This window comes from Cobetia sp. 4B (assembly GCF_018831605.1).
Taxonomy (GTDB): Bacteria; Pseudomonadota; Gammaproteobacteria; order Pseudomonadales; family Halomonadaceae; genus Cobetia; species Cobetia amphilecti.
Genome location: NZ_CP059843.1, coordinates 3,652,567 through 3,674,101, shown reverse-complemented (window position 1 = coordinate 3,674,101; position 21,535 = coordinate 3,652,567). Strand labels below are relative to the sequence as shown.

General features: G+C 64.9%; 18 protein-coding genes. 12 read left to right on the top strand and 6 right to left on the bottom strand.

Annotation, left to right across the window (positions count from 1 at the left end):
* Window positions 1-125: 125 nt before the first annotated feature.
* From H2O77_RS15050 to H2O77_RS15015, 8 genes are all read left to right on the top strand, one after another.
* The gene (locus H2O77_RS15050; RefSeq protein WP_240548632.1) at window positions 126-2,096 is read left to right on the top strand and encodes a DUF294 nucleotidyltransferase-like domain-containing protein; all 1,971 of its coding nucleotides are present in this window, start codon (window positions 126-128) and stop codon (window positions 2,094-2,096) included.
* 28 nt (window positions 2,097-2,124) lie between these two features.
* Window positions 2,125-2,769, top strand: a complete 645-nt coding sequence (locus H2O77_RS15045) for a 3'-5' exonuclease (RefSeq protein WP_215823455.1) — start codon at window positions 2,125-2,127, stop codon at window positions 2,767-2,769.
* Window positions 2,770-3,285: 516 nt separating this feature from the next.
* Entirely contained in the window at window positions 3,286-3,507 is a 222-nt protein-coding gene (locus H2O77_RS15040; protein WP_043333792.1) for a hypothetical protein, read from the top strand.
* A gap of 244 nt (window positions 3,508-3,751) precedes the next feature.
* Window positions 3,752-4,717 (top strand): tRNA 2-thiocytidine(32) synthetase TtcA, encoded by a 966-nt coding sequence (gene ttcA / locus H2O77_RS15035; protein WP_082388814.1) that lies wholly within the window; start codon window positions 3,752-3,754, stop codon window positions 4,715-4,717.
* A gap of 218 nt (window positions 4,718-4,935) precedes the next feature.
* Window positions 4,936-6,714 carry a bifunctional isocitrate dehydrogenase kinase/phosphatase gene (aceK, locus tag H2O77_RS15030; RefSeq protein ID WP_052384571.1) on the top strand — a complete coding sequence of 593 codons (1,779 nt, stop codon included), beginning with the start codon at window positions 4,936-4,938 and terminating at the stop codon, window positions 6,712-6,714.
* Window positions 6,715-6,768: 54 nt separating this feature from the next.
* Window positions 6,769-7,518 (top strand): Sir2 family NAD-dependent protein deacetylase, encoded by a 750-nt coding sequence (locus H2O77_RS15025; protein ID WP_052384572.1) that lies wholly within the window; start codon window positions 6,769-6,771, stop codon window positions 7,516-7,518.
* Window positions 7,519-7,600: 82 nt separating this feature from the next.
* On the top strand, window positions 7,601-8,545 hold the full coding sequence (locus H2O77_RS15020; RefSeq protein WP_043333793.1) for a bile acid:sodium symporter family protein: 945 nt from the start codon (window positions 7,601-7,603) through the stop codon (window positions 8,543-8,545).
* A 99-nt stretch (window positions 8,546-8,644) separates the two neighbouring features.
* Window positions 8,645-9,556 (top strand): DTW domain-containing protein, encoded by a 912-nt coding sequence (locus tag H2O77_RS15015; RefSeq protein WP_215823454.1) that lies wholly within the window; start codon window positions 8,645-8,647, stop codon window positions 9,554-9,556.
* Between the two features lie 101 nt (window positions 9,557-9,657).
* On the opposite strand, the gene H2O77_RS15010 is transcribed toward H2O77_RS15015, so the two are convergent.
* From H2O77_RS15010 to def, 5 genes are all read right to left on the bottom strand, one after another.
* Window positions 9,658-11,106 carry a TrkH family potassium uptake protein gene (locus H2O77_RS15010; RefSeq protein WP_043333794.1) on the bottom strand — a complete coding sequence of 483 codons (1,449 nt, stop codon included), beginning with the start codon at window positions 11,104-11,106 and terminating at the stop codon, window positions 9,658-9,660.
* A gap of 88 nt (window positions 11,107-11,194) precedes the next feature.
* Entirely contained in the window at window positions 11,195-12,568 is a 1,374-nt protein-coding gene (gene trkA, locus H2O77_RS15005; protein WP_043333795.1) for a Trk system potassium transporter TrkA, read from the bottom strand.
* 160 nt (window positions 12,569-12,728) lie between these two features.
* Window positions 12,729-14,180: a 16S rRNA (cytosine(967)-C(5))-methyltransferase RsmB gene (rsmB, locus tag H2O77_RS15000; protein ID WP_215823453.1), complete on the bottom strand. Its 1,452-nt coding sequence runs from the start codon at window positions 14,178-14,180 to the stop codon at window positions 12,729-12,731.
* A complete protein-coding gene (fmt, locus tag H2O77_RS14995) occupies window positions 14,177-15,181 on the bottom strand; it encodes a methionyl-tRNA formyltransferase (RefSeq protein ID WP_215823452.1) in 1,005 nt (334 codons plus the stop codon). The genes rsmB and fmt overlap by 4 nt, the downstream gene beginning before the upstream one ends.
* A 185-nt stretch (window positions 15,182-15,366) precedes the next feature.
* Window positions 15,367-15,876 (bottom strand): peptide deformylase, encoded by a 510-nt coding sequence (def, locus tag H2O77_RS14990; protein ID WP_043333797.1) that lies wholly within the window; start codon window positions 15,874-15,876, stop codon window positions 15,367-15,369.
* Between the two features lie 255 nt (window positions 15,877-16,131).
* On the opposite strand from def, the gene H2O77_RS14985 reads away from it, so the two are divergent.
* Window positions 16,132-17,184 (top strand): LysM domain-containing protein, encoded by a 1,053-nt coding sequence (locus H2O77_RS14985; protein WP_054556857.1) that lies wholly within the window; start codon window positions 16,132-16,134, stop codon window positions 17,182-17,184.
* Window positions 17,185-17,285: 101 nt separating this feature from the next.
* Window positions 17,286-18,575, top strand: a complete 1,290-nt coding sequence (gene dprA / locus H2O77_RS14980) for a DNA-processing protein DprA (protein WP_240548631.1) — start codon at window positions 17,286-17,288, stop codon at window positions 18,573-18,575.
* 87 nt (window positions 18,576-18,662) lie between these two features.
* Here the strand turns inward: dprA and H2O77_RS14975 are convergent, their stop codons facing one another.
* Complete coding sequence (locus H2O77_RS14975; protein WP_192839396.1) at window positions 18,663-19,547, bottom strand: 5'-nucleotidase, lipoprotein e(P4) family; 885 nt, start codon at window positions 19,545-19,547, stop codon at window positions 18,663-18,665.
* Window positions 19,548-19,853: 306 nt separating this feature from the next.
* Here H2O77_RS14975 and H2O77_RS14970 point away from each other — a divergent pair, with 306 nt between their 5' ends.
* Together H2O77_RS14970 and hemF are read left to right on the top strand one after the other, a co-directional pair.
* Complete coding sequence (locus H2O77_RS14970) at window positions 19,854-20,435, top strand: Sua5/YciO/YrdC/YwlC family protein (RefSeq protein WP_153636528.1); 582 nt, start codon at window positions 19,854-19,856, stop codon at window positions 20,433-20,435.
* 179 nt (window positions 20,436-20,614) lie between these two features.
* Complete coding sequence (gene hemF / locus H2O77_RS14965) at window positions 20,615-21,535, top strand: oxygen-dependent coproporphyrinogen oxidase (protein ID WP_107336010.1); 921 nt, start codon at window positions 20,615-20,617, stop codon at window positions 21,533-21,535.

Here is a 21,535-nt window from a genome sequence, read left to right as displayed (position 1 = left end):
CACGCAGCATCGGTGCGAACAGGCCCCCGTTTCCCGAAGCCCCGTCTTGCACCTGCAGGCGGGGCCTCGTGGTTTGAGGGCTCGTGCATCGATCAGCGGTGCACGCGCAGAGGGGAGTCGCTGTCATGCAAGCGTCACTGGTGGATATCGCGTTCGAGGAGCCGCCGTTCAGTCTGCTGGATGAGCGTCTTCGGCAACGGCTGGCCGAAGGGGTGGACCTTCACTATTTCGAGGCGCTGGCGCAGCCGCTGGTGCCGGGGGCCGTCGGTGAGGCGGTCTACATCATTCACAAGGGCGAGGTGGCGGAACTGGCCGCCGATTCGGCACTGCCGGACGCCGCCACGCTCGACAAGGCGCAGCGCGAGGGACTGGATGCCTGGGTCAGTCTGCGCATCGGTCATTACACCGCGGGGGACCTGTTCGGGGCGCTGACGCTGCTCAATGGCCATTGCCGCACCCGCTTCGTCTGCGAGCAGGAGACGCTGTGCTACCAGCTGACCGCAGAGCTGTTCTTCTCGCTGTGCGACGAGTGTCCTGCCTTCGGTGAGTACTTCCAGCACAGCCTGAGTGACAAGGCGCGGCTGCTGGCGGCGCAGCGTGACACCCGTCAGGGCGCGAGTCGCGACCAGGCGGGCTTCATGCTGGCGCGGGTGATGGACTGCATGCGTCCGCCGCTCAAGCTGGCGGCCAGCGCCAGTATCGAGCAGGGCGTCAAGGCCATGCAGACGGCGGGGGCGGACAGTCTGATCATCTCTGTCGAGGGGCGTCAGGGTGTGGTGACACGCACGGACCTGCTCAATGCGCTGGTGATCCAGGGCTTGGCTGCCAATCATCCGCTCGCCTCGCTGGGCAGCTTTGCGCTGGTGGCGGTCACGGCGGAGGAATATCTGTTCCAGGCGCTGGTGCAGATGACCCGCCACCGGGTCGCGCGGGTCGTGGTCAAGGAGCGCCTGACGCCGGACGCGGCGGTCGTCGGGGTCATCGAGCTGACCGACGTGCTGGGGTTCTTCTCCAATCGCAGTCAGCTGGTGAGTCTCGAGATCGAGCGCGCCTCTGACATGGCGGCGCTTGAGCAGGCCAGTGCGCGTCTGCCGGAAATGGTCAGGGCGCTGGCGATGCAGGGAGTCCACATGCGCCATGCGATGGCGCTGTTGAGTGCGCTCAACGGGCGCCTGATCGAGCGCACCTTCGCCATGCTGGTGGCGGAGGAACACCGAGCCTCGAGTTGCCTGATGCTGATGGGCAGCGAAGGGCGCGGCGAACAGATCCTCAAGACCGATCAGGACAATGGGCTGATCATCGCCGATGGCCACCAGTGGCCCGAAAACGAGGACACCCTGCAGCGCTTCAGTGACGCCCTGGCGGGTCTCGGCTATCCACCATGCCCGGGCAACATCATGGTCTCCAATCCGGAGTGGGTCGCCACCGAGTCGCGCTGGCGCGGCAAGATCGCACGCTGGTGCGCCGGGCGCGATGGCGAGGCGCTGATGAATCTGGCCATCGTCTTCGATGCGCGCGCCAGCGGCGGCAATGAAGCGCTGGTCGACAGCTTGCGCGGCCACCTGGTGCGTCACGCCACGCGCGATGAGCTGCTGCTGTCGCATTTCGCGCGCCCGGCGCTGCATTTCTCGACCCCGCTGACGCTGTTCGGCTCCTTGCGCTCGCCGCGACACGGCATCGATATCAAGAAGGGCGGCATCTTCCCCATCGTGCATGGCGTTCGCACCATGGCGCTGGAACGCGGAGTGATGGCCACCGGCACCTTCGCGCGGCTTGAGGCGCTGGTCAGTGATGGGCGTATCGAGGCCAGCGACAGCGCCGACCTTGCCGAGGCACTGTCGCTGTTTGCCGAGTTGCGTCTGCGCCAGCAGCTGCGCCATCTGGAAGAGGATGAACACAGCGCGGGGGCTGGCGGGGCTGGCGACTCGCGAAGGGATGGCCAGGACAAGACCACGGCGGCGCGTGAGGCGGGGAGTCGCAACCTGATCATCACCCAGTCGCTGTCCTCGTTGGAGCGTGATCTTTTGCGCGATGCCCTGAGTCGGGTCAAGGACTTCAAGCAGCGCCTGTCACATCGTTATCACCTGGAATACTGAACCGGCCTCAGGGCCGAGGGGAGGTGGCATGTTCGAACAACTGAGACGCGCCAGTGATCGTCGTCGTCATGCGCAGGGCGAGTTTGCCGAGCTCTTTCGTCCCTGGCATGCCGCCGAGCGGGGCGGGGAGCGTGTGGCGCTGGACTGCGAGACCACCAGTCTCGATGTCGGCCACGCCGAGCTGGTCTCGCTGGCGGCGGTGCGTTTCGATGCGCGCCATATCCATACCTCCAGCGCGCTGTCGCTCTATCTGCAATGCCCGCAAGGGCTGCAGGGCGACTCGATCCGCATCCATCGTCTGCGCGGTATCGATCTGCATGGCGGAGAAGCGCTGGGCGATGCGCTGCGACAGCTGCTGGAGTTCATCGGCAATCGTCCGCTGGTGGGCTGGTGCATCGACTTCGATGTCGCGGTGATCAACCGTCACCTGCGGCCACGCTTCGGCTTTGATCTGCCCAACCAGCGTCATGATCTGGCGCGCGATTACGTCCGGCGCTGCAAGCATGAGCAGCCGGACGCCGCCCCGGACCTGCGCTTCGAGGCGATGGCAGATGCCCTGGGCGTGCCGGTGATCGGTCGCCACAGCGCGCTGGGGGACGCCGTGACCAGTGCGCTGATGGCGCAGCGCTTGATGCAGGCACCGCTGTCGCCCTCGCTGGCCAGTCAGGCCTGAGCGAGGCTTATGGCAGGGGCTGGGCAGGGGCTGGGCAGGGGCTGGGCAGGGGATGGATGAGTGTCAGGCCCGGTATCAGACGTCTCATCCGCCGACATCATCCTCAAGGCTATTATTCCAAGGTCTGTTGCCGGAATGTCCAATGGCCCGGCTCACTGCCTTTGTCCACACTGGCTGCCATACGACACGCCCACTGCGGTGAGAGGTCGACTCTGATTACACGCCAGTGCACTACCGGCCAGCAGGACGGCCAAGCCATGCAGGATGCAAGACCGAGCAGCTTTGATAACCATAATGAAGCGGCGACAGCGAGCAAAGGCCACGCGTGATACGGACCTGCTGTCAGCCAGCCTCTGTCAGGCCTGAGGACGGCATCTTTCTCTTCAGGATCGTCATCACTGCGCCAGGTGATGACTGTCGGGCCCCGGGCATCTGCTCGGGGCCCGGCTTCAGATAAGGCATCCGCCCGCGATTGCCTTCCTTATGACTCAGGGGTACTTGCCCACGAGGTGCGACATGCTGATCGCGACCAATACGCTGTTGATTCTTGGCCTGGCCATCGTGCTGTTTGCCTACGGCCTCTATATTCGCCGGACTCAGGACATGCGCGGTGTGCTGATGTTCTGGTCTCGCAAGCTTGCGCTCACTGCGCTTGAATTCAGACTGCAACGCTTCGGTATCCTCGTGATGCTGGGCGGGGTGGTGATCCGCTATCTGGAAGTGCTGCGCCTGTTCTAGCCTGCGCCTTTTCTAGCCTGCGCCTTTTTTAGCTTGCACGGACGTCCTGCAAGCGCCGCTGTTCCCCACGGTGCATGCCACACGCCAACGCCCGCTGACTGCGGGCGTTGGCGTATCTTGCGTCGGCGTCACGCCACCTGGCCCGATAGGGGCAGGCACCCCCGCCTGAAGCGCGCTGCCTCTGTGACCGTCTACTGGCCAATGCTAGACTGTGCGCCCTTCCAAACTGCCAGCCTGATGCCCCATGTTCACACCCGATAGCGAGCTTTCGTCCAGCCCCACTGATGCGGCCACTGCCAAGCGCGAACTGAACAAGTTGCAGAAGCGCCTGCGGCGCAATGTCGGTACCGCCATCACCGATTACGGCATGATCCGTGATGGTGACAAGGTGATGGTGTGCCTGTCCGGGGGCAAGGATTCCTACACCATGCTGGATATCCTGATGAACCTGCAGCGCAATGCGCCGGTGCAGTTCACGCTGGTGGCAGTGAATCTCGATCAGAAGCAGCCCGGCTTCCCGGAACATGTGCTGCCGGCATGGCTCGAGTCGGTGGGCGTCGAGTACCACATCCTCGAGCGCGACACCTATTCCATCGTCAAGGAGAAGGTGCCGGAGGGCAAGACGACCTGCGGGCTGTGCTCGCGCCTGCGTCGCGGCTCGCTGTATGGCTTCGCCGCCGAGATCGGCGCGACCAAGATCGCCCTCGGCCACCACCGCGATGACATCCTCGAGACGCTGTTCCTGAACATGTTCTTCGGTGGCAAGCTCAAGACGATGCCGCCCAAGCTGCTCTCCGATGACCAGCGCCATATCGTGATTCGTCCGCTGGCCTATTGCCGTGAGTCCGATATCGAGGCCTATTCCAACGCCCGCGAGTTTCCGATCATTCCCTGCAACCTGTGCGGCTCGCAGGAGAATCTGCAGCGTCAGGTGGTCAAGGAGATGCTGCAGGACTGGGAGAAGAAGCATCCGGGGCGGCTGGAAACCATGTTTCATGCCGTCACCTCGGTGGCGCCGTCACACCTGGCGGACCGCGACCTGTTCGATTTCGCCGGCCTGGATGAGCAGCGTGACCGCTTCCAGGCCTCGCGCATCGATGCGCTGGACATGAGTTCCGAGCAGGCCGGCATGGCCGATGACCTGTTCGAGGCCGAGCGCCGCGTCAAGCCGCTGGCCGACTCGGCGGCCTCGCTGGGGCATGAGCTGTAAGCCACACGTACCTGGCCGTCGTCAGACATCATGAACGCCACCTCGCTTGCGGGGTGGCGTTCTGCGTTTCAGGCGGTCTCCCTCACTCTCGGCTTTGATGGTTGGCGCACCTAGCGTGAGCCAGGGTTGAAGGCCCGCGACCATTGTCGTCTCGCTTGCTGGCGCGACAGTCCGCATGCTTTGGTCATGTCAGGTGATTGAAGGGCAGGGAGGCGGCGATGGGCAATGATGTGGACAGTGACGAGCGCGGCAATGGCCAGCAGGGCCAGCGACTGGCGGCGACCGTGTTGCATGGCTTCGATGAATATCGATCACGCTTCAAGCAGATCTCCAGTGATGCGCGGCGACGCTTCATCGAGGCCGACTGGCGTGAGGCCCAGCAGGCCTCCGCCGCGCGTATCAACCTCTACGACGAGAAGGTCGCCGCCACCATGGAGCGGCTGGAGCGCGCCTTCGAGCCCGACCGCCTGTGCGAGTGCACCCTGTGGGGCGAGGCCAAGCGGCAGTACATGGCGCTGATCGATCAACGCCTCGACTACAAGCTGGCCGAGACCTTCTACAACTCCATCTTCTGCAGCGTGTTTTCCCATCGTCACATCCGCGATGACTGGATGTTCGTCTCGCCATCCCGCCAGGGGCCGGCACGCCATTCCGGCTTGAGCATCAGTCATCGGGTGCCGGTCGAGGGTGACTGGGCCGGGGCACTCGAATCCGTGCTCAACGAGGCGCCGCTGGGGATCGCCTTCGAGCACCAGGGGCGCGATGTGACGCTGGGCGCCGAGATGTTGCTCGCGACGCTGCCTGAGGCGGTGCGCGATGCGCCGGACGCCGCCTTCGAGATGCTGCGCAGCGTCTTCTATCGCAACAAGGGGGCCTATCTGGTCGGGCGCATCGAGGGCGGCGGCCAGACCCTGCCGCTGGTGTTGCCGGTGCTGCATACCGAGCGCGATGGCGTCTATCTGGATACCGTGATCATCGAGCCGGAAGAGGTCTCGATCATCTTCTCTTTCACGCGGGCCTATTTTCAGGTCGAGATCGAAGTGCCCAGCGAGGTGGTCGGGTTCCTGCAGACCCTGATGCCCGAGAAGCCCATCGGCGAGCTGTACGCTGCCATCGGCTTCTACAAGCATGGCAAGACCGAGCTGTTCCGCGGCCTCAACCAGCATGTGGCGAGTCGCTCCGATCAGTTCATCATCGCGCCAGGCGTGCGCGGCATGGTGATGGCGGTCTTCGTGCTGCCCAGTTACCGGCTGGTGTTCAAGCTGATCAAGGACCGCTTCGCCCCCGGCAAGGACATGAGTCGTGATCAGGTGCGCGAGAAGTACCGTCTGGTCAAACGCCATGATCGGGTCGGGCGACTGGCCGATACGCAGGAATTCTCGAACTTCACCGTCGGCAAGGACCACTTCGACCCGGCCTGCCTCGAAGAGCTGCTGGAGGTGTGCAGCTCCTCGATCAGCCTGCGCGGCAACAAGGTGCTGATCCGTCACTGCTATACCGAGCGCATGATGACGCCGCTCAACCTGTATCTCGAGGAGTGTGACGCCGAGGAAACCCGCGCGGTGCTCAATGATTATGGCAATGCGATCAAGCAGTTGGCTGCCGCTGATATCTTCCCCGGCGACATGTTGCTCAAGAACTTCGGCGTCACGCGCCACGGGCGGGTGGTCTTCTATGACTACGACGAGATCAGCTACCTGACCGAGTGCAACTTCCGTGAGATTCCCGAGGCACGTTACCCTGAGCAGGAACTGGCCAGCGAGCCCTGGTATTCGGTGGGGCCCAACGACATCTTCCCCGAGGAGTTCGGCCCCTTCCTGTTTGCCGATATTCAGCTGCGCAAGCTGTTCTATGAGCTGCATCCCGAGATCTTCCAGGCCAGCTGGTGGCGTGGCCTGCAGGACGCCATCGCGCAAGGGCGCGTGATCGATGTCTATCCCTATCGCAACAAGCGGCGCTTCGGTGTCGATCGCAGTCAGGATTTCATCGATGACTGAGTGTGATCGCCATGCCCGCTGTTCGATCCTGTCCAACGCCAGAGAGAGTGCTAGATGAGTGAAGGCTTCAAGGACCCCGGTGCACGTCACGGACGCCATCTGGTCGTGTTGAGTGGCGCCGGCATCAGTGCTGAGAGCGGCCTGCGCACCTTCCGCGCCGAGGATGGACTGTGGGAAGAGCATCGTCTGGAAGACATCGCGACGCCGCAGGCCTTCCGGCGCGACCCCCAGCAGGTGCTGCGCTTCTACGATGACCGCCGCACCCAGGTTCGCCGCGCCAGGCCCAACGCGGCCCACAAGGCGTTGGCTGAGCTGGAGCAGCACGGCTTTCGCGTCTCGGTCATCACCCAGAACATCGACGACCTCCACGAGCGAGCAGGCTCGCGCGAGGTCGTGCATCTGCATGGCGAGATTCTCAAGGCGCGCTCCAGCGTCGACCACGGCCTGCGCTACCCCTTGCCGCGTGGCGGCATTCGCCTCGGTGACCTGTGTGACAAGGGCAGTCAGCTGCGCCCGGACGTGGTGTGGTTCGGTGAGGCGGTGCCGCTCTATGCGGTCGCCGAGGAGATCGCCGCCGAGGCGGACCTGCTGTTGATCGTCGGCACCTCGCTCAAGGTCATGCCGGCGTCCAACCTCTATGCAGCAGCGCCGCTGGATGCCCCCATCGTGCTGGTCGACCCGAATGCCGATGAACTGGCCGAGCCCGGCGTGCTGCCGCTGGCCGAAAGTGCCGGTCAGGCGGTACCGCGCCTTGTGCGCCATTGGTTGTATCAGGGCCACCTGGGGCTGCCTGATACGTTATGATGCGCGCCTTCAGGCCTGCCATGGGAGGCGGGCCAGCAATTTCCGGGAAATCGATGCCCCGGGCGACCGAAAAGTGAAAAGCATGTTCGAGACGCTGAATCGTTTCTTCCCCTTGTGGGCGCTGGTCTTTGCCGGCATCGCCGTGGTGGCTCCGACGCCGTTCGTGGCGCTCAAGGACACCATTCAGCCTCTGCTGGCGCTGATCATGTTCGCCATGGGCCTGACCCTGTCGCGTGACGACTTCATACGCGTGGCACGTCGCCCCGGCCCGATCGCGCTTGGGTTGCTGCTGCAATATAGCGTGATGCCGCTGGCCGCCTTCCTGATCGCGCGTCTGCTGGGGCTGGATCCGGCGCTGACGGTGGGCATGGTGCTGGTCGGTGCCACGGCAGGGGGAACCTCCTCCAACGTGATGACCTGGCTGGCCGGCGGACACGTGGCGCTATCGGTCTCGATGACCATGGCCTCGACGCTGCTCTCCATCGTGATGACGCCGCTGCTGACCTGGTGGCTGCTGGGCACCGATATCAACGTGCCGGTCAGCGGCATGCTGCTGAGCATCGCCAAGCTGGTGGTCGCCCCCATCGTGCTCGGCGTGGTCGTGCACCACTTCGCGCGTGATCTGATCCGCGAGTGGGAGTCGGCATTGGCGAGTCTGGCCATGCTGGCCATCGTTCTGATCATCGCCATCGTGGTCTCGCTCAACGTCGGACGCCTCGCCACGCTGGGCCCGCTGGTCGCGCTGGCAGTCGTGGCACACAATGCCATCGGCCTGAGCGCGGGTTATGGCCTGTCGCGTCTGTTCGGGCTGGATGAACGCACTTCGCGCACCATCGCCATCGAGGTCGGCATGCAGAATTCCGGCCTGGCGGCGTCACTGGCCAGTCAGTTCTTCTCCGCCACGGCGGCCCTGCCGGGGGCGATCTTCTCCATCTGGCACAACGTCTCGGGGTCGCTGCTGGCAGGCTACTGGAAGCGTCGTCCGCCCAAGTTCGTGACCGGCAGCAAGCACCGCTACGAGGTCTGATCCCGCGAATCGGCAACCTGAGTCGGGACGGAAGAATGGGAGAAAGGGGCGCGCATGCTAGAATGCGCGTCCCTTTTTCTTTGGTTCTGACTGCTCATCATGTGTGATTCCCGCCCCCCGCCGGCTGATGGCGACGATATCGCCGCCTGTGCGCCTCAATCTGCTTCCGCTGTCGCCTCCAGCGTCGATGGCGACGCTGTGGCAATCGATGCCGTCGCACCAGGCGAAGGCAGTGGCATCACCACGCTGCCCAGTGGCGAGCCGGAGGCGTGGCACGGACGGCATCCGCGCCGCGAGTTCAAGGCGCGTGGCAGTCAGGTGATTCGCTGTGAGGCGTGCCGCCTGCCCAGGCTCAATTGCCTGTGTCCCTATCAGGTCACCGCCGAGTCACGGATCAAGTTCTGGCTGATCACCCACCCGCTGGAGCATTACAAGCCGACCAATACCGGGCGCCTGATCTCGGATGTGCTGGCGGGCACCGAGGTCTTCAGCTGGTATCGCGTCGAGCCGGACCCGCGTCTGCTGGCGCTGCTGGAAGATGAGCGCTATCAGCCCTTCATCATCTTCCCGGATGACCAGCCCGACTACGCCGATCGCGTGGTCGACGTGAATGCCATCGCCGGCGTCGGCGCCGATGTGGCGACGCATACCGCCAGTGGCGAGGCGCGCATTCCGGTGTTCATCCTGCTCGATGGCACCTGGCGTCAGGCGCGGCGCATCTTCCGCAAGAGCCCTTATCTGGACGGCCTGCCGGTATTGCCGCTGCACACTCAGCGTCTGACCCGCTATCACCTGCGCAAGCCTGCCTCCGAGGCGCACCTGTGCACGGCGGAAGTGGCGGCGGAGCTGCTGCGTCAGGCGGGGGAGGAGAACGCGGCCAGCGTGCTGGATGACTACTTCGACGCCTTCAACGACTGCTATCGTGCCAGTCGCATCCATTACGTGCTGGAGCCGACCGCGCCGATGCGCCGCCTGCTGGCGCGCCGTGACGCCACTACCGGCGAGTCATAGTCGAAGCGCTGCAACAAAAACGCCCCCGTCGGAGACCTCCGGCGGGGGCGTTTGCGTTCAAGGTGATGCTCTCGGCACGCTGGCGGCTGTCAGAGCGGTTGTCAGCGCCGCCAGAAGGCCGGCGTGAACAGCACCAGGATGGTGAAGATCTCCAGGCGCCCCAGCAGCATGGCGAGGATCAGGATGCCCTTGGCGGCCCCCGGGATATCGCCGTAGTGGGTCGCGACCTCACCCAGGCCCGGCCCCAGATTGTTGAGCGCCGAGCCGACCGCTGACCACGCCGTCACCTGGTCAAGCCCGGTGGCCAGCATGCCCAGCATCATCAGCACGAACAGCATCAGGTAGACGGAGAAGAACCCCCACACCGCTTCAGCGACACCCTCGGAGATGCGCATCTTGCCGACCTTGACCGACAGGATGGCATTGGGGTGGATCAGACGATGGATCTCGCGCACGCCCTGCTTGAGGATCAGCAGGATGCGGATGACCTTCATGCCGCCACCGGCGGACCCGGAGCAGGCACCGATGAAGGCGGCGATGAACAGCATCATCGGCAAGACGCCCGGCCAGCCGGTGAAATCGGCGACGCCGAAGCCGGTGGTGGTGGCCACCGAGACGGCCTCGAACAGGCCGTGGCGCAGTGCCTTGCTGTCATCGTAGCTGCCGGTGAGCAGCAGGCCGGCGATGGTGACGCAGGTCAGGATCAGCAGCAGGATCAGGAAGAAACGTGTCTCCGGGTCGCGCAGATAATGACTGATGCGCCCCTCGCGCCAGGCGGCGAAGTGCAGGCCGAAGCTGATCGAGGACACCACCATGAAGAACACGCAGATCATCTCGATGCTGGCGGAATCGAAGTAGCCGATGCTGGCGTCGTGGGTCGAGAAGCCACCGACCGCGACGGTCGAGAAGCTGTGGCCCAGGGCATCGAACCAGCTCATGCCGGCCGCCCAGTAACTGGCGAAGCACACCAGTGTCAGCGCGGCGTAGATGTACCACAGCGCCTTGGCCGTCTCGGTGATGCGCGGCGTCAGCTTGGAGTCCTTCAGCGGGCCGGGAATCTCGGTGCGGTAGAGCTGCATGCCGCCGATGCCGAGTGTCGGCAGGATCGCCACCGCCAGCACCACGATCCCCATGCCGCCCAGCCATTGCAGCTGCTGGCGATAGTAGAGGATGGAGTGGGGCAGCAGGTCGAGCCCCGTCATCACCGTGGCGCCGGTGGTGGTGAGCCCCGAGAACGACTCGAACATGGCATCGATGATGGTCAGGTTCGGGTCTTCGGCGAGCAGGAAGGGCAGCGAACCGAAGGCTCCCAGCACGGTCCAGAACAGCACCGTGATCAGGAAGCCATCGCGGTTGCGCAGCTCCTTGCGGGCGTGCCGATTGGGGTAGAAGAGCGCGAAACCGGTCAGCAGGGTGATGCCCATCGCCACGGCGAAGGCGCTCAGGGTGTCGTCCTCGAAGACCCTCGAGATCAGCATCGGCGGCACCAGCGTCAGGCTGAACAGCATCAGCAGGATACCGAGGATGCGAGAGATCACGCGTAGACTCATGCGGCGCCTCCCTGAGAGAGGCGCAGCGTGGCGAGGCCACCGAGTGACGTTCGGGGCGGGCGCGGGGCGGAAGTCATGGAGGCCGGCATCAGAAGAAGGTCAACCCGACCTGGAACAGACGCTCCACCTCGCGGATGCGACGCTTGTCGACCACGAACAGGATGACGTGGTCGTTGGACTCCACCACCAGGTCATGATGCGCCACCAGCACTTCCTTGCCGCGTACCACGGCACCGATGGTGGTGCCCTCCGGCAGGTTGATATCCTCGATGCGTCGGCCTACCACCTTGGAGGAGCGCTCGTCGCCGTGGGCGATGGCTTCGATGGCCTCTGCCGCGCCACGGCGCAGCGAGTGGACATTGACGATGTCACCCTTGCGCACGTGGGTCAGCAGGCCGCCGATGGTCGCCTGCTGGGGCGAGATGGCGATGTCGATCTCGCCGCCCTGCACCAGGTCCACGTAGGCCGCGTTGTTGATCAGCGTCAGTACCTTCTTGGCACCGAGTCGCTTGGCCAGCATCGACGACATGATGTTGACCTCGTCGTCGTTGGTCAGCGCGCAGAAGATGTCGCAATCCTCGATGTTCTCCTCCAGCAGCAGACGCTTGGAGGTGGCGCTGCCGTGCAGGACCACGGTGCGATCGAGGCGCTCGGAGAGGTCTGTGCAACGCGCCAGCGAGTGCTCGATGATCTTGACCTGATGACTGTGTTCCAGCGTCTCGGCCAGACGCTCACCGATATGGCCGCCACCGGCGATCACCACCCGGCGGAAGTTGCGATCGACGCGTCGCAGCTCGCCCATCACGGTGCGGATGTCCTTGCGTGCCGCGATGAAGAACACCTCATCATCGGCTTCGATCACGGTGTCACCGCGCGGGATGATCGGACGGTTGCGACGATAGATGGCGGCGACGCGGGTATCCACGTTGGGCATGTGGCGACGCAGGAAACCGAGCTCCTGACCGACCAGCGGCCCGCCGTAATAGGCCTTGACCGCGACGAGCTGGGCGACGCCATTGGCGAAGTCGAGCACCTGCAGGGCGCCGGGGTATTCGATCAGGCGGCGGATGTGGTCCGTCACCACCTGCTCGGGGCTGATCAGCACGTCGACCGGGATGGCGTCATGCGAGAACAGGCCCTTGCGGGTCAGATAGGCGGTCGAGCGCACGCGCGCGATCTTGGTCGGCGTGTGGAACAGGCTATGGGCGATCTGACAGGCGATCATGTTGACCTCGTCAGAGTTGGTCACCGCGATCAGCATGTCGGCATCCTCGCCACCCGCCTGCCGCAGGATCTGCGGATAGCTCGCCGGCCCCGTGACCGTGCGGATGTCGAGTCGGTTGTGAAGCTCGCGCAGCCGTTCGCTGTCGGTATCCACCACCGTGATGTCATTTTCTTCATGGGCCAGGTGTTCGGCGAGCGTTCCGCCGACCTGACCTGCGCCCAGAATGATGATTTTCATGTCCGGCTCGTCCGCTGTTGCTCAGTCGGCACAGGATAAACCAGTGCCAGGACGGAAGACAGCCGCGCCCCGAGAGTCGGGGCGCGGCTGTCCGGGAATGTCAGGCGTGGCGTCTCATGTCATCACGGACGTCGCGCCGACACGGCTCACCTGGCTGTGATCAGGCGCTGGCCTTGGTGATGTGGGCCAGGTAGAAGCCGTCGTGACCATTGACCTGCGGCAGCATCTGGCGGCCAGCACCGGAGACACGGCCCCAGTCGGCCTTGATGGTCTCGGCCTTTGCGTCCGGCGTCGCGGCCAGGAAGCGGTCCATCACGCGGGCGTTTTCCTGGGTGATGATGGAGCAGGTGCCGTAGACCAGGGTGCCGCCGGGCTTGAGCATGCCCCACAGATTGGCCAGCAGCTTGCCCTGCAGGCGTGCCAGATCGCCGATGTCGTTCGGGCGACGCAGCAGCTTGATGTCCGGGTGACGGCGGATGACGCCACTGCCGGAGCAGGGCGCGTCGAGCAGGATGACGTCGAAGGCTTCGCCGTCCCACCAGTCGCGTTCACTGGCATCGGCACACACGACACCGGCACCCAGCTCGAGACGCTCCAGCGTCTCTTCCACGCGCTCGAGGCGCTCGCCGTCGATGTCGATGGCAGTGGCGTCCAGCCCCGGGAAGCGCTCCAGCATGTCCGCCAGCTTGCCGCCCGGCGCGGTGCAGGCATCCAGCAGGCGCACGCCTTCACCCTCGGCGTTGATGGCCGTCACGGCCGGTGCCAGCAGCTGACCGGCCAGCTGTGCCGCTTCATCCTGCACACTGACCAGGCCTTCCTCGAAGCCCGGCAGGGCGCTGACGTCGCAGGCGCTGGTCAGGGTGATGCCGTGCTCGGCGAATGGGCAGGCCACGCCTTCGATCTCGGCTTCCGCCAGCTGGGCGAGGTAGTCGTCGCGGCTGATGGCGGCGACATTGACGCGCAGCGTCATCGGCGCCTGGGCGTTGTTGGCCTCGGCGATGGCCTGCCAGTCGTCCGGCCAGTTGCGCTGGAAGGTATCCAGCAGCCACTGGGGGTGGGACAGGGCGACGGCGGGGTCCTTGTCGACCTCGGCTTCCAGCGCTTCCTGCTCACGCTGGAAACGACGCAGACAGGCGTTGAGCACACCGGTGGCCCAGCCCTTGCCCAGGCCACGGGCGGCGCCAGCGGTCTCACCGACGGCGGCGTGCGGGGCGATGCGCATGTACAGCAGCTGGTAGAGGCCGAGCAGCAGCAGGGCGTGGATGTCCTGATCCTGCGACTTGAAGGACGACTTCAAAAGCTTGCCCGCCAAGGCATCCAGACGCGGCAGCTGACGGCAGACGCCGAAGCACAGTGCCTTGTAGAGGCCCTGGTCACGCCCGGCGACGCCGGATGGCAGGCTGTCCAGGTTCAGCGAGGTGCGCGCGGCCAGCACCGGGGCCAGCGTCCGCGCGGCCGCGACACGCACCGCAGCGCCCGGCGAGGCCGGTGCATTGTCGGGCTTGCGACGGGCGCCGCCATGCTTGTGAGCGCCGCCCTTGCTGCGGGCCGGCGGCAGGGAGTTGCGCTTCTTGCCGTTGCCCTTGGAGGACGGGGTGTCTGACTGGCTCATGCGGAAGTCTCGGTCTGGGAATCGGTATCAGGGGCGTGGTCTGCGCCGAGGACGAGGCCCTCGGGGAAGCGCGCAGCACGGGAATTGAGCAGGTCCTTGACGGACAGCGGCTTGGCGCCGGGCAACTGGGCGCGAGTGATCTCGAGCACCTCATGGCCATCGCCGCAGGCGATGCGCAGGCAATCCTTGCCGGGCGCCAGCAGGGTGCCGGGCGTCACGCTGTCGGTGAGGCGTTGCTCGCCGGTGCGGGACATCCACAGGCGCAGCGGATCGCCTTCAAGGCGTGTCCAGGCCACCGGCCACGGATTGAAGGCGCGGATGCGCACGTCCAGCTCGGCGGCAGGGCGGGTGAAGTCGAGTTCGGCCTCGGCCTTGGAGAGCTTGGCGGCGTAGGTCACGCCGTCTTCCGGCTGGCGGGTCGCGGGCAGGTCGCCGGCGGCGATGGCGTCGAGGGCCGTGACGATGGCCTCGCCACCCTGGGCAGCCAGCGCATCGTGCAGCTCGCCACCGGTGGTGCTGGCGGTGATCGGGGTGCGACGGATCAGCAGCATGTCACCGGTATCCAGGCCGGCATCCATCTGCATGATGGTGACGCCGGATTCGCTGTCACCGGCTTCGATGGCACGCTGGATCGGCGCGGCACCGCGCCAGCGCGGCAGCAGAGAGGCGTGGATGTTCAGGCAGCCCAGACGCGGGATGTCGAGCACCGCCTGCGGCAGGATCAGCCCGTAGGCCACCACCACCATGATGTCGGCCTCGAGGTCGCGCAGAATCTGACGATCGGCCTCGTCCTTGAAGTTGAGCGGCTGATGGACGGGGATATCGTGCTGGAGTGCCAGCTGCTTGACGGGGCCCGGGGTCAGCTTGCGACCACGCCCGGAGGGGCGATCAGGCTGGGTGTGGACACTGATGATCTCGTGGCGACTGCCCAGCAGGGCGGACAGACACTCGGCGGCGAAATCGGGGGTGCCGGCAAAGGCGATGCGCAGGGCTTTCGACATGTGCTATGACTCATGTAGGAGCACGGAGGCGGCCGTGCTCAAGGTGCTGACGGTTGCGGCAGGACGGCCAGCGCGACAGGCTCGGCTGATGGACCAGTAACCGCACGAAGGCCGAGGGGATGCCCTCGGCCTTCGTGCGGTGCCGCCATGCGCTCAATATCGGCCGTGCGGCCGAGCGTGAGGGATCAGGCTTCTTGCAGCTTGTGACGCTTCTGCATCTTCTTCATTACCCGATCACGCTTGAGCGGGGAAAGGTAGTCGACGAACAGCTTGCCTTGCAGGTGGTCGTGCTCGTGCTGGATGCAATGTGCCAGCAGGCCATCGGCTTCCAGTTCGTAGGCATCGCCGTTGCGGTCCTGAGCCTTGAGTCGTACCTTCAGATAGCGCGGGACTTCGGCATAATATTCAGGAATCGACAGGCAGCCTTCCTGCATCGGTTGCTGTTCATCACCGATCGGGGTGTATTCCGGGTTGATCAGCACCAGCGGCTGGGACTGATCTTCGCTGACGTCGATGACGATGAGACGGCGATGCTCGTCGACCTGTGACGCGGCGAGGCCGATGCCGCGGGCGTCATACATGGTCTCGATCATGTCGTCGATCAGGGTCTGCAGCTCGGCGTCGATCGTGTCGATCGGGGCGGCAACGTTGCGCAGACGCTCATCAGGGAATTCAAGGATTTCGCGTTTGGCCATGGCTGGTGTAATTACCGTTGTGCTGTCAGAAAGGATTTGCCTGATATTGTAGTGTGCGCAAGCGAGGAACGGAACCGAATGCCGTCAATGCTGCTACTATCGCGGCAATAGTCAGGATTGATCTGACATGGCGATGGACAGGGGTCAGCAGCCACCAGGCGCGGGGCAGAGCGGGTCTGCGCGGTGCGGAGTTCAGAACAAGACCATCACCACCGAGCGATGGGTGGCAATAACGCAAGGGACGCAGGAATGGGCATGAAACGACTGGTCGGCAATGCCGTCTTTACGGCACTCCTCGGCATGGCGACGCTGGGGGCAAGCGCAGGGATGTCGCTGGCACAGGCAGCAACCGTGCGTGATGACGTACCTTCCACCTATGTGGTGGTGCGTGGCGATACGCTCTGGGACATCTCCGGGCGCTTTCTGCGTGAACCCTGGCTGTGGCCGGAAGTCTGGCGCGCCAATCCGCAGATCAAGAATCCGCACCTGATCTATCCGGGCGATCGCATCTCGCTCTACTACGAGAATGGCGAGCCACGTCTGCGCCTGGAGCGCGGCCAGGGCGGTGTCGTGAAGCTGTCTCCCCAGATCCGCAAGATTCCCAAGCGCGAGGCGGTGCCGCCGATTCCGCTGGAGAAGATCTCGGCCTTCTTGAAAGAGCATCGCGTGATTGACCCGGCGCTGCTCACCGATGCGCCCTATATCGTGGCCGGGGATGACACCCGTCTGATCAGCGGTGCCGGCGATACCATCTACGCCCGTGGCAACTGGTCCGCCAATGACACCTACAGCGTCTACCGCAAGGGCCAGCGCTATCTGGACCCGGATACCCAGGAGTTTCTGGGGCTGGAGATGATCAGCATCGGCGACATCAAGCTTGAGCGCCGCGAAGGCGATATCGGCGTGCTGCGCGTGCTGTCGGCCAATCGCGAGATTCTCAATGGTGATCTGCTGCTGCCGGCGGACGGTGGTGCGATCACCACCAGCTTCCAGCCGCAGCCGCCCGAAGAAGATGTGGGCGGCGTCATCCTCGCGGCCCCCGATGGGCTGCGCAACATCGGTCGCAATGACATCGTGGCGCTCAATCGCGGCAGTCGTGAAGGCATCCAGCCGGGGTACGTCTTCGGTATCGAGCGCCGCGGCGAGACGATCACCGACCCCGTCACCGGCGAGCCGATCACCCTGCCCGGTGAGGAAGGTGGCCTGGTGATGGTATTTCGTATCTACGACAAGGTCAGCTACGCGCTGGTGATGCAGGCCGGCCGCCCATTGAGCGTCGGTGACAAGCTGCTGGAGCCCCACGGCTGATCGAAAGCCCCTGTCATCCGCAAGCATCGGCGTGGTGAAACGACTCGTCGTGCTGAAGTGAACAACCAGGGTGAGTCAATAATCCGCTCGGGAGGTGTGGCGTGTCGATCGATGTCGAACAACGCGGCCCCTCGCGGGCGGATTTCGTCTTTCTGGCGCGCCTGCCGGGCTTTGGCACGCATACCGCGGCCAAGCTGCGTGAGCGGGCCGACTGGCCGCAGGGCTGGCTGGCGGTATTGCCGCCACGCCTCGCGGCACCGCTGCGCCTGTGGTGCGAGCGTCCCGAATCCTCGCCACTCCATGAGCAGGTGATGGCAGACCTTGCCTGGCATGCGCCGGCACAGGGCTATCATCTGCTCACCCCCGCGGACCCCGAGTGGCCAGCCATGCTCGATACCCTGCCGGACCCGCCGTTGACGCTCTGGGCGCTGGGGCGGCAGTCGCTGCTTGAGTTGCCCATGCTGGCCATCGTCGGCGCACGCAAGGCAAGTCAGGCAGGCCTGCGGCATGCACATGACTTCGCGGCTGAGCTGGTCTCACGTGGCTGGAGTGTCGCCAGTGGGCTGGCGCTGGGGGTCGATGCCGCGGCGCATCAGGGGGCCCTGGCGGCGTCAGCGCGTCTCGGCGCGCACGACTATGCGGCCAACCCCTCGACGCTGGCGGTGCTCGGCTGTGGGGTCGATGTTGTCTATCCCGCTCAGCATCATCATCTTCGCCAACGACTGCTGGAGGGCGGCGGTCTGCTGCTCTCGGAGCATCCGCCTGGCACCGGCGCGCATGCGCGCCACTTTCCGCGCCGCAATCGGCTGATCACCGGTCTGTCACTTGGCGTGCTGGTGGTCGAAGCCACGCTGCGCAGTGGCTCGCTGGTCAGTGCCCGGTTGGCGATGGAGCAGAATCGCGAGGTGTTCGCGCTGCCGGGACGCATCGATGACATCACCGCCAGCGGTTGTCTGGAGTTGATCCGTCAGGGGGCGACGCTGGTACGCGATGTCGATGACATGCTGGCGGAGCTCGAGCACCTGCTGCCGGCTCACTCGACCGAGCAGCCATCAACGCAGCCCCGGGTGGCGTCATCCAGGCAGTCCGCTGCCGTCCCTGCGGCCTCTCGCTCTGCCACTCCGGCTCGGCAAGCCACGACCTCCGCCACCTTCGCGACACCCACGACATCACTGCCCTTGCCGTCCCTGGCGCCGCCAGCGTCACGCGCTGCCACGCCGCCTGACAGTCAGGAGGCGGCACCGTTGTGCTTTCTGGGGGCCGTGCCGCTGGCGCTGGACAAGCTGGTCGAGCTGAGCGGCACCTCGGTCAGCGAGCTGAGCATGCAGTTGCTGGAACTGGAGCTCGAGGGGCGAGTCATGCAGGCTCCCGGCGGCTGGAAACGACTCTGACGCTTTGAGCAAATGTTGCCGACCTGGCAGTGATGATCTGAGGTCGCCGGCCTGGCAGTGATGATCCGAGAGGCCGGCAACCTGAACTCATTTGCCGAGGCTGACCTTGCCGCTCTCGGGCTGCCAGGCATTGAGCGCCGCATCACGCATGGCGCGCTTCTCGCGCTCACTGGCACTCCAGTTGCCATCGTAGAGTACGCCTTCCCATTCGCCGTAGGTCGGGTTGGGCAACAGCACGAAGCGACGGCCGAACTGATCCGCCTGGCGGGCGACCTCGGCATTGCGTGCGCGGGTAGTGGACTGCTGGAAGGCCTGATCGAAATCGCCGAGGTTATCGCCCATCAGCAGCGCGATGTCATGCTCCTGTGTGACCCGCGCGCGGCGCGCGGTCTTGTCGGAGCTGTCGGTGCGCGGCATCACGTGCTCGGCATTGGCCTGCGGGAAGCCCAGCGCGGCGAGATTGGCGATGGTGGCCTGCTTGCCGGCTGCCTTGCGGTTGGTGATGTAGTAGACATCGACGCCGCTGGCGTGTGCGTAGTTGAGGAACTCCACGGCGCCCGGTGAAGCCGTGGAGACGGCATCATCCACCCAGTCAGCCCAGCTCTGGCTGTCGTAGGTACGGCCTTCACGCAGTGCCCAGCCGCCGTAGCTGGTGGTGTCGAGCACGGTGTCATCGACATCGACGACCACCGCCAGCGGCTTGTCCTGCGCGTGGCGACGCGCCAGCGCCAGATTCAGGCGGTCGTGGGCCACGTTGAAGGCTTGCAGTGACAGGGCATGAAACTCCGCGCTGCGCTGTATCCATAAGGTCGCCAGCATCGCCTGGTCGCTCAAGGGCGCCTGCGCCGCGGCATCCTGCAGCGGGGCAGGGCGTGGCGCCGGCGCGGTCGGCGTCTGGGGGCCAGAGCTGGCACAGCCTGCCAATGCCAGCAGTAGAGCGGCTGAGGTGGTCAGTGAGAAAGCGCGACGCATGGATCACATCCTTGTCTGAAGAAAAGGGGGAGGAAAAGTGGGGGTGAAATGCCATCAGGCCCGGCGCTGGAGACTGTCCAGCAAAGCGTTCAAATGACCTCGATAGTCTTTTGAAACAAGCCTTTGCGTCAGTTTCGCAATACCCTGAGGGCGATGGCCCCGTTCATCATGCCGTGAACCGGGCTGTGCGCCTATGCCACCCCGACGCGACGCCGTGTTGCGTCGATGTGCAGCGTCGGTCTCGCGCCGGTGAGCGTGCTAGAATCGCCGCCATTGTGTTGCCGCAGCTAGGAGTTCGAGCAGATCATGAATGTCAGTGATGTTTCGCTGGATCAGCGTGCCCTCGACGGCGCCGCTGCCTGTCTTCGCAATGGGGGTATCGTTGCCTATCCCACCGAGGCCGTCTGGGGGCTGGGGTGTGATCCCGACGATGGTGAGGCCCTGGCACGGCTGATCAAGCTCAAGTCTCGCGACGCCGCCAAGGGCTTGATCCTGATCGCCGGTGATATCGCCCAGCTGGAACCCTGGTTGGCGGGAGTCACCGTCGAGCAGCGTGAGCAGCTGCTGGCCAGCTGGCCGGGACCCTATACCTGGCTGGTGCCTGACAATGGCCGTGCGCACCCCTTGCTGCGCGGTGAACACGTCAGCCTGGCCGTGCGCGTGACCGATCATCCGCTGGTCCAGGCATTGTGCGCCGCCTTCGGCGGACCGCTGGTGTCGACCTCGGCCAACCGTGCCGGCGAATCGCCTGCCATGACCGCAGACGAGGTGCGTGACGCCTTCGGCGACGCGCTGGTCAATGACGTGATCCTCGAAGGGCCGCTCGGCGGCAATCCGCGTCCCAGCACCATTCGTGATCTCGCGACCGGCAAGGTACTGCGCGCCTGAGCAGCAGGATCGCCCCTCGGGTTGATCCAGATCAGTGCCGCGTCATCCAGGCGCCCAAGAGGGGCATTTTCCGACCTGCCGAGCGCAGCGTGTCGCGGTAAGCTGGCAGTTCACCGCCAGCAGCGGCCAACGACGGGTGTCGCCCCGTCATCATTCATTCCCGTTCTACCGGAGGCATCGTGGCCCACGCCAATCTCGAAGACGTCAAGGTCTACCTGCTCGATCTGCAAGACCGCCTGTGCGAGGCGCTGCAAGCCTGCGATGGCCAGGCAAGTTTCCGTGAAGACAGCTGGGAACGTGCCGAGGGTGGCGGTGGTCGCTCACGGGTCATCGAGAACGGCGGCGTGTTCGAGAAGGGTGGCGTCAACTTCTCGCATGTCTTCGGGCATGAATTGCCGGCTTCCGCGACGGCGGTACGTCCGGAGCTGGCCGGTCGCAGCTTCCACGCCGTCGGGGTCAGCTGGGTGCTGCATCCGCACAACCCGCACGTGCCGACCAGCCATGGCAATGTGCGCTTCTTCATCGCCGAGAAGGAGGGCGAAGCACCGGTATGGTGGTTCGGGGGCGGCTACGATCTGACGCCGTTCTACCCGCATGAAGAAGACGCGCGTCACTGGCACCAGACGGCCTACGACGCCTGCATCGCCTTCGGCAGTGATGTCTATCCGCGCTACAAGGCCTGGTGTGACGAGTACTTCTACCTCAAGCACCGCGACGAGACGCGGGGCGTGGGTGGCCTGTTCTTCGATGATCTCAACGAGTGGGGCTTCGAGCGCTGCTTCGCTTTCCAGCAATCCGTCGGCGACAGCTTCCTTGAAGCCTATCTGCCCATCGTCGAGCGCCGCCGCGACACGGCCTATGGCGAGCGTGAACGCAACTTCCAGCTCTATCGTCGCGGGCGCTACGTGGAGTTCAATCTGGTCTGGGACCGCGGCACGCTGTTTGGCCTGCAGAGCGGCGGACGTACCGAGTCGATCCTGATGTCGATGCCGCCGGTGGTGCACTGGGAATACGGCTACGAGCCCGAGGAAGGCAGTGCCGAAGCCGTGCTGTATCGTGACTTCCTGCATGCCCGCGACTGGCTGGGCGAAGAGGCCTGA